12 protein-coding genes are annotated in these 12,402 nt (G+C 40.8%); 11 read left to right on the forward strand and 1 reads right to left on the reverse strand.

All coding sequences use genetic code 11. The features are described 5' to 3' along the window. Positions 1–66: 66 nt before the first annotated feature. Complete coding sequence (locus tag B6N13_RS19795; protein ID WP_012069565.1) at positions 67–1,329, reverse strand: hypothetical protein; 1,263 nt, start codon at positions 1,327–1,329, stop codon at positions 67–69. Between the two features lie 381 nt (positions 1,330–1,710). Here B6N13_RS19795 and B6N13_RS19800 point away from each other — a divergent pair, with 381 nt between their 5' ends. From B6N13_RS19800 to B6N13_RS19850, 11 genes are all read left to right on the forward strand, one after another. After that, positions 1,711–2,817 (forward strand): diguanylate cyclase, encoded by a 1,107-nt coding sequence (locus B6N13_RS19800; RefSeq protein WP_012069566.1) that lies wholly within the window; start codon positions 1,711–1,713, stop codon positions 2,815–2,817. Between the two features lie 476 nt (positions 2,818–3,293). After that, positions 3,294–3,923, forward strand: a complete 630-nt coding sequence (locus tag B6N13_RS19805) for a TetR family transcriptional regulator C-terminal domain-containing protein (RefSeq protein ID WP_169460364.1) — start codon at positions 3,294–3,296, stop codon at positions 3,921–3,923. A gap of 142 nt (positions 3,924–4,065) precedes the next feature. Continuing rightward, entirely contained in the window at positions 4,066–5,007 is a 942-nt protein-coding gene (locus B6N13_RS19810) for a PDR/VanB family oxidoreductase (protein WP_169460365.1), read from the forward strand. Positions 5,008–5,009: 2 nt separating this feature from the next. After that, positions 5,010–6,311: an amidohydrolase family protein gene (locus tag B6N13_RS19815; RefSeq protein ID WP_169460366.1), complete on the forward strand. Its 1,302-nt coding sequence runs from the start codon at positions 5,010–5,012 to the stop codon at positions 6,309–6,311. Further along, positions 6,298–6,762 carry a Rid family hydrolase gene (locus tag B6N13_RS19820; protein ID WP_198432155.1) on the forward strand — a complete coding sequence of 155 codons (465 nt, stop codon included), beginning with the start codon at positions 6,298–6,300 and terminating at the stop codon, positions 6,760–6,762. Before B6N13_RS19815 ends, B6N13_RS19820 begins: the two co-directional genes overlap by 14 nt. Before the next feature lie 42 nt (positions 6,763–6,804). After that, positions 6,805–7,653, forward strand: coding sequence for a creatininase family protein (locus B6N13_RS19825; RefSeq protein ID WP_169460367.1), 849 nt, complete (start codon positions 6,805–6,807; stop codon positions 7,651–7,653). Positions 7,654–7,698: 45 nt separating this feature from the next. Continuing rightward, on the forward strand, positions 7,699–8,706 hold the full coding sequence (locus B6N13_RS19830) for an ABC transporter substrate-binding protein (RefSeq protein WP_169460368.1): 1,008 nt from the start codon (positions 7,699–7,701) through the stop codon (positions 8,704–8,706). Next, positions 8,703–9,554: an ABC transporter ATP-binding protein gene (locus tag B6N13_RS19835; protein ID WP_198432154.1), complete on the forward strand. Its 852-nt coding sequence runs from the start codon at positions 8,703–8,705 to the stop codon at positions 9,552–9,554. Before B6N13_RS19830 ends, B6N13_RS19835 begins: the two co-directional genes overlap by 4 nt. Beyond that, positions 9,551–10,363, forward strand: coding sequence for an ABC transporter permease (locus B6N13_RS19840; protein WP_169460369.1), 813 nt, complete (start codon positions 9,551–9,553; stop codon positions 10,361–10,363). The genes B6N13_RS19835 and B6N13_RS19840 overlap by 4 nt, the downstream gene beginning before the upstream one ends. Before the next feature lie 60 nt (positions 10,364–10,423). Then, positions 10,424–11,770: an FAD-binding oxidoreductase gene (locus B6N13_RS19845; protein ID WP_169460370.1), complete on the forward strand. Its 1,347-nt coding sequence runs from the start codon at positions 10,424–10,426 to the stop codon at positions 11,768–11,770. A 61-nt stretch (positions 11,771–11,831) separates the two neighbouring features. Beyond that, positions 11,832–12,326: a DUF2165 domain-containing protein gene (locus B6N13_RS19850; protein WP_012069567.1), complete on the forward strand. Its 495-nt coding sequence runs from the start codon at positions 11,832–11,834 to the stop codon at positions 12,324–12,326. Positions 12,327–12,402: the final 76 nt, after the last annotated feature.

Here is a 12,402-nt window from a genome sequence, read left to right on the forward strand (position 1 = left end):
TGAGAGTTAACTGAATGAAATGCATTACAAAAATAAATGTTTTTGTGTTTGTCATATGAGATATTTTTATAAGAAAAAACCATTTACCAGCGAGCAGAGCAGCCACATAACAATAGCGTAGTGGGCGCTGTTAGCAACAATGGTTTTGGTAGGGATTTGATAGCGGCTAGTCATTAATAATCCCAGCCCCGTTAATCCGCTACTGCCTGCGGAAATAGCCCAAGCACTTAGAAACAAAAAGCCTAATTGTGTCGGATCTGGACTTAATGGAAGTAGCATAGGACTTGCTATGGCGATGCTCACAACAGGATGTATTCCGATAACACCGGCTGCAATCATGATGGCAAGAGTCAATGAAAAGAGTAGTGGACTAAATGTAAAGCTGTCTAAATTAAAAAACTGCGGATAGCTAAGAATAATTGCGCTAATGCCATTGGAAAAGATGCCGGCAGCGAGAAATAATGCAAACTGACTGCCGATTTGAGCCAGTTTGTGGTTCACAAAATGCGATAAGCTTTTCTTTCTTGATGGCGTGCGCATCAGCAGCATGGTTGCGCTTGGTGCTAATAGACAAATAAGTACCAGTATGCTGATATCAGGCCAAATGAAGTGAAAAAATATAACGCTAGAAGCCAAAAACATTGGAATGAAGAGACTTTCTTTGCGAATGGGGTAGCCGTTAAAGTCGCCTTTAGTGCGTTTAAAGGCTTCTATAGTGGAAAAAATGATAGCGACTAGTCCCATTGCAAGACCTGGAATAAGTGTCTTTTGCCATTGCATTCCTGGCGCATAAATTATGGCAACGCCCGTTGCTACGAAAAAAGGTGACCACCAAGCCGCCGCGGAAAAATTACGAGTCAATATAAACTGCTGTTCAGGCGTTAATTTTATTGCGCCTTTTATCCGATCTGCGAAGACTAGAATCACTGATAGATTAATCACTGCGCCTAATGCTTGCACGCCGAGCGCAGTGTTGAATATTGCGCTTAGCCCCTTTGGCAAAGGACGCTTTTCATCTGTTGAGCTGGTCAGGTCTAAAAAAGAAACAGCCACAAACATCGCCAGCATTGGCAAGTTAACCGCAAAAATCTGCTGCCAAGTCATCCATGTGCCTTTTGACCCTGCAAACAGTAACGCAGCTACTCCTATCATCATAAGCCAGGTAACTTGTCGCTTCGCACTTGGCGCTAAGGTATGCCACATGGCGATATTGGCTCCCCACGCTAGTAGGGTAGGTAATAACACAGGGGTCAAATGAGCAACTGACAATAGATAAAAAATCAATGTGCCGAGTACAAACCAGCCTGTGTATTTTTTGAGTAGATTCATTACGAACGAATTGTCCTTGCATTGTTGAGGCTTTCTTTTTCAGCGCGTGGGTGATCTAAGTAGCATTTAGATACGTTCTAAATAGTGATGCATCTATAAGTGATCGGCAAGAGGTTATGCGAGTCATCTATTTCCTGCCGAAGGAAGTTCTTTTTATCTACATGTACGTTTTTTTTGATTTCCAGCATAGGGAGGTTGTTTTTTATACTAAATGTTTGATTCTTCAGTGTATTGAGAGTATCTATGTTGCACATATATTAATCGGACGTATTTGAGTTGTAACTTTGTATGGATGACCTTCCATAACTTATAAAATGTCGTGTTGTATATTCATGGTGTATTTTCTGTGTTACTACCGTCAAGCAAGGAAAAGGCTAAGGCATGCAGTTTCTTTTAAGAAAATTGATTCGTTATTATAGACATAATGTCGACGAAAGTCTGAATATAGACGAAGGTTATCAACATAGTTACTTGGTAGGCTTTTTTAGCTTGATAATCTCCATTATTACCTTTTTTAGCGCAATAACTAGTTTTTTAAATCTGCTTTATAGCTTGGCGGTTAGTCTATTTTTAGTAAGTATTTTATTGCTGATAACATTTTATATATTAAAAACGTCTTCTTACCGTCATTATCATAATTGTTCCCGATTTATCGCTATTGTCGCCCTGTACATCTTATGTTTTTACTTGGTATGTGCCGGAGGGGTAAACAGTAGTGGACCTTTATGGATATACGTCATTCCTTCGATCACGTTTGCTTTTTTGGGTTTGAAGCAAGGTATTATTGCTAATGCAGCTTTCATTTTTATTGTATCGATTATGCTTTTTTTTCCGAACGATCAGATGTTGCTAACGACTTACTCATATGAATTTAAAACACGTTTGATATATGTCTTTTTGACGATTGTTACTCTTTCTGGATTGTATGAAGTGGCTCGTTATCGTTCTTTTATGCGACTAAAGACGATGAAGGATAAGTATGAGTATCAGGCTCAGTTCGATTATTTGACATTTTTACCAAACCGTCGAGGAATCCAAAAAATACTTAATAAAGATCAGCGGCAAAGAAAACATACTCATAAAGTATCGACTATTGCCATCTTGGATATTGATAAATTTAAAGTTATCAATGATGAATTTGGCCATGAAGTTGGTGATATGGTGCTTAAACATACAAGTAGAGTATTACGTGACTGTATTCGTTCGCAAGACTCATTAGCCCGTTGGGGAGGCGAAGAGTTTTTACTATTGCTTCCAGAAACGACAGAGCAAGAAGCTCTTGTGCTGTTGGAATCTATTCGAGAATGCGTAGAAGAAACACCTTTTGGGCATGGGAATATTAGTATTTTTATTACCTTGAGTGTTGGCTTGTGCGAAACGTCACCCGATGTCGATTTCAATGAAACCATTAAATTTTCTGATGTCAGTTTGTATCGAGCGAAACAGGCAGGACGAAATACAGTTTTTGCTTATACACCAGAGTGTTGAGATAGGCTCTTTAGTTGACACATATTAGTCGACACATACGTCATCTACTTGCCTTTTTATTTCGCAAAAAACAAGTAGCCTACATCAATATGTTTTAACCAAAACTTCTGAAGCTTTGCATCTCTCCATAGGGTATTCAACATTGAGATACTTGCGAATTAAATCAATATGCCAAATATGATTCATCCGTGTATTTTTTTCCTTAGATTAATCGAAAGCGTTCTGTCATCGCACGGCTGCACTTTTATGAAGCTGGGGAATGAAAAGAGTGATGCTTCTATAGATGAACAGCCATCTAAAGTCCTAAAATTGTTGTCACCGTGCTTTTTTTATTTAGCTTGGAGCGCTGTAAAAATGTGAGCCGTGGGAGCCGTGGGAAGCGATATACAAAAGTAATTAGTTTGCTAGCGGATCAATCAAAATAAACGCACACTCAATGTGCAAAAAAACATCAGCAAGAACAGTATGGTGCAAAAATGGCAAAAGTTACAAAAAGCGTAGAGAAAGTAAAATTAACCAGAGAGGAGATTCAAAACAATATCCTTCAGGCGGCTATTTATGAATTTAGTCGACATGGTTTTATTGGTGCGTCAACTCAGTCTATTGCTGAACGTGCTGGCCTTAGAAAATCTCAGTTACATTATTATATTGTAGATAAAGAAGACCTTTATAATCAGGTGCTTAGCAAGCTTTTTAGGTCTTGGGGACGACTTTCTGAATTGAAGGATGACAGTCAAACACCCGCGGAAATATTAAAGCATTACATCCATGTGAAATTACAGTTTGCTTTAAAGTATCCTGATTTATCGAGGGTATTTACGATGGAAATTTTATCTGGTGGTGAACGTTTAGCGCCATTTTGGCCAAGCGCTTTACATAACACTAAACTGAATTCTGAAGTAATTAATAATTGGGTGCAGCAAGGAAAAATACGATCTTTAGATGGTCGTTTATTGATGATGAATATTTGGGCGTTAACACAGTATTACGCAGATTACAGAATTCAAGCAGAGCTAGTCATGTCGGCTTCTTTGGACGAATCTGATCTTCAAGATTGTTTAATAGATGAAGTGACAACCCTTATTCTAAAAGGATGTGGGCTTTAATTATTAAGACCATTAAGCGCTTTTAGTACCCCTTCTTTTTTCATTTCCTATAAGATTATTTATGCAATGATTCATTAAGAATAATGAATATTGGCATATTAAATGCAAAGTTAGACCGATTGGACAAACCGGTTGGTTTATTATGAGATTAGATGAAAGAATAAAAGTTAGAGTAAGTTATCGTGAGTATTTAACGAAGGATATTGTGCTTTATAAGCTTGAGCCTTTAGAGGGTTTAAGCTTGCCTTCATTTTCTGCAGGCTCACACATTGAAGTGCATATCTCCGCACAATTTATACGCGCTTATTCACTCTGCAGTGACCCAGCTTTTGCTATGACTCATTACTGTATTGCGGTCAAGATTGAAGACACTGGCCGTGGTGGTTCTAAGTCAATGCATAACTCAGTGTTCGTGGGTGCTGAACTTAGCATTAGCCCACCAAAAAACTTTTTCCCATTGGCAGCTAGAGCCTCTCATCATTTATTAATAGCTGGTGGAATAGGTTTAACACCTCTGTTGTCGATGGCGTACAGCTTGCATGCTAAAGGTGAACCATTCACCTTGGTTGTCTGTGCTAGCAGCAGTGTAAAATTGCCATTCTTTGACATCTTGAATAACTCTCCTTGGCCTATCCATTACTTCTTAAATGGTCGTGAGTCTATTGATTTCACCACAATTTTGTCCTCGCTGCCCGATGATCCACATATATATTGTTGTGGGCCTGAGGGGTTGATGTCCATGGCTAAAAAGAACTGTGAAGTATTGGCGCGAGCACATTGGCATGAGGAAAGGTTCGCAGCAAAGACCAGAGAAACAAAAAGTAATCAGTTTGAGTTGTATCTGAGTGAAAGCGATCAGCGTGTTGTTGTTGAAGAAAACATGACCATGATGAGCGCGCTGCGAAATGTTGGCATCCATGTAGAAAGTGTTTGTGAACAGGGAATCTGTGGAAGCTGTCTGGTGAGATGGCGCGATGGTAACCCTATTCACCGTGATGAATGTCTGGAGCCTGAAGAGCGAGATGAATATGTCGCTTTGTGTTGTGCTGGATGCAACTCCTCTAGTCTTACTTTGGAGCTTTGATTATGGGACTGACAAAGAATCAATACCTTACTTATGCAAGACTGCCAAAGTGGCTTTTACCTTCAGGCTGGCCAATGGAGGGAATGGCACCTGCTTTGGCGACTATTCACATATTTGAGGGAAAGGTTCATAGCGTAGTCCCTTCTGTGCAAGATGATTCTGGAACGAATTTGTCTGGGTGTCTCGTTTTACCTGGTTTGGTTGAAGCCCACGCACATTTAGATAAAACCTTTACTGTACATCGTTTAGGTGAGTTGCAGCCGGGCTTGTTAAATGCCATTCAGGCGATGAAATCGGATCAAAAGAATTGGACGTATGAAGATTTATTTAATCGAGCTGAACAAGCTTTAGAACAAGCTTATCGAAATGGTGTTGTATTTTTACGTACTCATGTGGATTGGGTGTCTGAACACACACCATTGGCATGGGAAGTATTCAGAGATTTAGCGAAAAAATGGCAGTCTCGTGTTCGTCTTCAAAGAGTGGCGCTTATTCCTCTTGGCTTGTTGAAAAATAAGGCATGGAGTCGGCAGATAGCTAACACCATTCGATTGTCTGATGACAGTCAAATGGGGGGCTTCATTCATAGTAGTAATTTTACTTACATTGGGGTAAAAAATTTAATTGAGGCGGCTTCCAACGAGAACTTGATTCTAGATCTTCATATTGATGAAGAACTCATTGATGAACCTAAAGGTTTACCCGCGCTGTTAGACATTTTGGATGGGCAGAGTTTTCATTCCAGAATCGTTTGTGGGCATGTCTGTGCCTTAAGCAGTGTAGACGAATCTGTAGCATTGACATTATTGGATCGAGTAGCAAAACATCCTATCACTTTAGTCACTCTTCCTGGGACAAATCTACTACTTCAAGACGCGAGAGCTGGAAGAACTCCCCGAAATCGAGGCCTAACGCTTGTTAATGAAGCAATGCAGCGAAACATTCCCACCATGGTTGCCACGGATAATGTTCAGGACGCTTTTTGTCCTTTAGGCGAATACGACCCAGTAAAAGCCCTTCAACTTGGAGTATACAGCGGGCATTTACAACATGCTTTTGATGTGTGGTCACAATCGATTTGTCGATTTGACTGGTTGAACAGTGCGACAGATAAAAATTTTAGTTTGGTAGGAAAAGAGGCTGACTTCGTCATTTTTGATACCAAGAACGTCTCAAGTTGGCCCAGTAATATTGCGCGATTAGTTATGCGAAAAGGTCAGTTCATAACCAATACATCCATTTTTCATAGTCGTTTTGATACCCATTTCAATGATCAAAATAAAGAGGTTAATGATGAAAGATAAAGCAGAATCAGCCGGTGGTGCGCCATTAGCAAAATATGCAGCCAGTAAGCGAGTAGGGGACTTTGTGTTTCTTTCCGGTGTGATTGCAGTTGATCCAAAAGCACAAATTATTGTGAATGGATTTGATGACATTCCAGCAGAAGCGGCCAATTTAATTGGTCGTACAGGTGAGTTTTCTACTGATTTTAAACAGGGTCCGATTTTGGCACAAAGCTGGTATGTGCTCAATGCGATTAATGAGCACATGATCCGCGAGGGAGGAAGCATCAAGGATGTATTCAAATTGGTTCAGTATTTTAAAAATCTAGATCATTTTCCTTATTACAGCCAAGTTCGTAAGCACTTTTTTTTGGATGAATTACCCATTTCTACCGTTGTTGAAGTGAGTGGCATGTTGCCAAGCAAAGAGATGTTGATCGAAGTAGAAGCTACGGCTTATTTACCCATTTAAAGAACGAAAGCTATATAGCTGGTTAATAAACAGAGGTGTCTTATGTTGCACGGATTTACTCCAAAAGAGCGTTTTTTACCCTATTTGAGTTGGGTTGATATAGACGCTTTGGAAGACAAAGAAAATATTGTGATTGTTTTACCAGTAGGGGCTATTGAACAGCACGGGCCGCATCTTCCATGTTCTGTCGATGCCACTGTTGCAGCAGGGGTGGCTGGAAAAGCGCTATCACTTTTACCTAATAATATCCCTGCTTACGGTATACCTCCCATTATCTATGGTAAGTCAGATGAGCACATTCATTTCCCTGGGACGATAACCTTGAATGGAGAGACGCTTCTGCACATGGTGCAAGAAATAGGAGAGTCTGTTTATCGTGCAGGGTTTAGAAAATTACTCATGGTCAATGCGCATGGCGGTCAGCCTCAACCTTTGGAAATGGCCGCTCGGGAGCTGCGCTTGCGTCATGGTGACTATATGGTAATTGCCCGTTCTGCATGGAGTGTGGCCCATGATAGTAGTTTCTTTTCAGATATAGAGAAGCAGCTGTCTATGCACGCAGGACACGGTGAGACTGCCATCATGATGGCTTTGGATCCAGACTCAGTGAAGATGGAAAGAGCTGAAGCAAGTTATCCGCCACCATTTCCATGTCCGACGCTAACCACTGGAAGACCTGCTGCGGCATGGGCTAGTTATGATTTTGGCCCTACTGGTGTGATTGGCGATCCTACTATGGCGACTTTGGAGCAGGGCCAACAATTGTTGGCACAATTAGGAGGGCAGTGGGCACAGGCAATCACTGAAATTTATCAAGCAGACTGGATGAAGCGCCAAGAGGTTTCTTGGGGCAGAGGTCATTATCAAGGTCATATTCAGAGGCGAAAGTAAGATCATTTTTTATTGTGTTATCAAGCATGAAATTAGGAGAGAACCATGAGTCTATATGAGATAAGTAAGAAATCTTTTTCTAATGTACTTTCTGTTGCCGCGCTAGTATCTACCACTATCTGCACGACAAATGTGGTGGCAGCGCCGACGAAGTTTACCTTTATAACCAATTGGTATGCTCAAGCTGAACATGGTGGATATTATCAGGCTCTTGCAGAGGGACTTTATAAAGATGCGGGGCTTGATATGACAATTCGTATGGGTGGTCCACAAGTCAATAATCTACAACTACTTGCAGCAGGTAAAGCTCAGTGTGCGATTGTTGATGATATTGGTGTGATGATGGCTCAGAAAAGAGGCATTCCGGTAAAAATGGTAGCGACAAGCTTCCAGTTTGATCCAACGGTTGTTATTACCCATAGTGATATTGATACATTAGAAGATCTGAAAGGGCACACTGTACTTATTGCTAGCAGTTCACAATCGAGCTGGTGGCCATGGGCAAAGAAAAAGTATGGCTTCACCGACGCTATGAGCCGCCCTTATACCTTTAATATTCAGCCATTTATGCTTGATAAAACCGTTGCTCAACAAGGTTATATGACCTCTGAACCTTATGCCATGCAAGAAGCAGGGGCAGATTTTAAAAGCTTCCTGATAGGTAAAGAAGGTTACCCACCTTATGGAAATTCGATTGCTTGTCGGACTGAGGTTATTGAGCAGCATCCAGAAGAAATAAAAGGTTTTATTGACGCTTCTATGCAGGGGTGGAAATCGTATTTGGCTTCTCCAGCTAAGGGTAATGAGTTAATCATAAAAGATAACCCGAATATGACAGAAGACCGAATTGCATACGCGGTGAACTTATTAAATAGCTCTGGCATCGTAACGGGTGGCGATGCACAAACCAAAGGAATTGGGTATATCAGCGACAGCCGTATGAAAAAAACTTGGGACATGGCAGTTGGGAATAATTTGTTTAGCGCTTCAGATGTAACGCTTTCAGAAGTTTACACCACTGAATTTGTTGATGCAGTGAGAGTGATGCCATGAGTATAAATGCAGTCATCAAAGCATTTGATCATTCAGAGCAAATGCTTGAGGAGCATCCGCAAAATGATGGCGTTGCTCCCGCCATTGAATTGTTATCTACCGACAAAGTTTATAACAATGGAACTAGAGCTTTATTGCCAGTGGATTTGAAAATCAAACAAGGAGAGTTTGTCACCTTATTGGGGCCTTCTGGGTGTGGAAAAAGTACCTTGCTAAAAATGGTGGCAGGTCTTGAAGAACCGAGTGATGGTCGACTTTTGTTATGGCGAAAACCTATTAATCAGCTGGCTAATAATGGCCGTACTTTGTCTTTTGTTTTTCAAGAAGCTTCATTAATGGCATGGCACAGTGTACGAAAGAATGTTCGTCTTGCACTTGAGTTAGAAGGCGTTAAAGGAAAAGAGGCAGATGAGCGGGTTGAAAAAGTACTTAAGCTGGTTGGATTAGAAAAATTTTCCGAAGCGTTACCGAAAGAGCTTTCTGGAGGCATGCAAATGAGGGTTTCTATTGCAAGGGGGCTGGTTATTAAACCAGATCTCTTGTTAATGGATGAGCCTTTTGGTGCTTTGGATGAAATCACCCGTTACAAATTGGACAGTGATTTGTTGGATCTTTGGCAGCGTAATGGGTTGACTGTTATTTTTGTCACACATTCTATTCATGAAGCCGTTTTTTTATCTCAGCGTGTCATTGTGATGGCAGCCAGACCAGGAAGAGTTGTTGCAGATATAAAAATCGAAGAGCCTTTTCCTCGTAAAGCTGAGTTTCGAATGCAGCCGCGTTTTACTGAATATGCAATGCAATTACATGATTGCTTGGTGAGCGCCTCAACGGAGGATGAGCTATGAATACTATAGCGCCAAATCCAAAACGCCCTTGGTTGTCTCATCCGAGAATTCGTAAGGTTATTGTGCCTGCGGCAATTGCCGTGATTTTGTTACTACTATGGCAAGCAGTGGTGACTGCTGGAAAAGTGCCAGAATACATTTTCCCTTCCCCTTTGGTCACTCTTAATACTTTGTATGAGGATTGGGGGTTATTAGGGCCATCCTTGTTGTTTACTTTGAAAATTACCTTGCTGTCGTTTTTGATGGCGACGGTGGTTGGTTGTGGTATTGCATTTTTGTTTGTTCAAAGTCGAGCAATAGAAACGGCATTTTTCCCCTATGCGGTTTTGTTGCAGGTCACTCCAATTGTTGCCATTGCGCCATTAATCATTATCTGGATCGACAACACAGTATTAGCCTTGGTTGTTTGTTCAACATTGGTGGCTTTATTCCCCATTATATCTAATACCACTTTGGGCTTGAGAAGTGTCTCACCGAATCTACTGGCGTATTTTAAATTACGTCAAGCGAGTCGATTACAGGTTCTCTGGCGACTGCGTATTCCTTCTGCATTACCGTATTTTTTTGCTGCATTAAAAATTGCGAGTGGATTGTCTTTAGTAGGGGCCGTGGTTGCTGAGTTCGTGGCAGGAACGGGAGGAAGTAACACAGGATTGGCTTATCAAATTTTACAGTCCGGTTATCAGTTAAATATCCCTCGTATGTTTGCGGCCTTAATTTTGATTTCGTTAACTGGGGTTGTGTTGTTTATAGCTATGTCTATTTTGTCGAAGCTGGCAATAGGACATTGGCATGAAAGTGAAAACTAACCTCTCTGTTTGAAACGACGTCTTGTTTGATTTTTACTATGATTAATGTGAGTTTTCCCAATGACTACAATTGAAAGTACCCAAGAATTACTGCGTACACTACCGGAGCTGAATTGGCTTACATCGCCTATTCATATTAAGCGACTATCAAAAGACTTTTACTGGTTTAGCCCGCTTTTGAAAGCGCAATTAGCCGACAAAAAGGCTGATTTAGTTGTACGTCCTCGCAGTGAAGAAGAATTGACACAACTTATTTGTGAAACTGTTCGTTTAAATATCCCAGTTACTATTCGTGGTGGTGGAACGGGAAACTATGGTCAATCCGTACCTTTAAATGGCGGTGTCATTATTGATATGACAGATTTTAATCAGCTCAACTGGATAAAAGGTGGTGTTGCAAGTGTTCGACCTGGTATGAAGCTTGGCGGCCTTGAAGAATCTGCTCGAGAATATGGCTTGGAGCTACGCTGTATGCCATCGACGTACAAAATGGCGACGATTGGAGGTTTATTCTCAGGCGGCTTCGGCGGCATTGGTTCTATTAATTATGGACCTATTTCTGCCTCAGGAAATGTGCTTGCTGCACGTGTAATGACACTAGAAAATCCACCTAGAATCATAGAACTGCGAGGGCATGAAACCCTTAATTTTCATCATACTTACGGTACTAATGGTATTCTGGTTGAGTTAGAGGTAGCGCTTGCGCCTGCGAGACAGTGGGACGAATATATGCTGGCGTTTGCGGATTTAAGCTATGCTGTTCACTTTGCTAAATCAATAACCAACAGTGTTGGCATTGATAAACGAAATATCGCGGTATTTGACGCTCAAAGTGCCGCGCATTTTTTCGAAGCTAGTGAAAATTTGAAAGCCGGCGAGCATTTGGTAATTGCTATAGTCTCGTCAAATTCAAAAGAGCCCATGTTAGAGCTGTTGGAAGAAAAACTTGGCCATATTGCGTGGTCTCAGACTGCCGCCGATATGCAACAAAACCAACATACTTTGATGGAATATTGTTGGAATCATTCAACCTTGCATGCTCTTAAAAAAGACGATTCTTTAACGTATTTGCAAGCGAATTACCAAGTAGACAAATTGCTAGAGCAATTGGCTGGCATTCGAGAGCAAGTGGGTGATGAGGTTGGCGTTCATTTGGAGTTTATCCGGAGCACAGACTCGTCTTTATTTGTTACTGGCTTGCCGCTGATTCATTATTCGACGCCAGAACGATTGATGGAGTTGATTTCTATTCATCAAAGTTTAGGAATAAAAATCAATAATCCACATGTTTATACTTTAGAAGATGGTAAGCATGGTGGCCGCTTAAGTGACGAAATTTTAACGAGTAAAAAGCAAAACGACCCTCATTCGTTATTGAACGTGGGGAAAGTTCGCAGCTTGTGTTAAATGAAACAAAAAGCATTTAAGATTACTAAACTGTTTTATTACATCAAAAGGATAGGATTAGATGAATCATTTAAGAACAATCAAAATCGTGTTAGTTGGCTGTGTTGCTCTGTTCGCAGGGTTGGTGGCTTTTAATAATGTTGTGGATTACGGTTCTAACTTTGCGTTTGTCCAGCATGTATTAACCATGGACACGACGTTTGAATGGAATGAATTAAAATACCGTGCTATCGATGAACCTGTTTTGCATCACGGATTTTATTGGTTGATTATCTTGGCTGAAGCTTTAGTTGGTATTTTGTGTGCGTTGGGCGCTTGGAATATGTGGCAAAAAAGAAAGCTAGATAAAAAGCAATTTAACGCAGCAAAAACACTGGCTAATTTTGGTTTGGCTCTTGGTGTGTTGCTTTGGTTTACCGGATTTATGACCATTGGCGCTGAATGGTTCTTAATGTGGCAGTCGCAGATTTGGAACGGGCAAGCTTCTGCGTTTCGTTTTATTGTTGTGTTGTTTTTAGTACTTATCTTTATTAATCAAGTTGAAGAAGAGTCTTAGTCAGCGCTTCGTTCATCAATAAACCGCTCTTATATCTTATTAAAGCCCTTTGGATTAACGTCCAAAGGGCTTTTTT

This window comes from Marinomonas sp. UCMA 3892, assembly GCF_012726345.1.
Taxonomy (GTDB): Bacteria; Pseudomonadota; Gammaproteobacteria; order Pseudomonadales; family Marinomonadaceae; genus Marinomonas.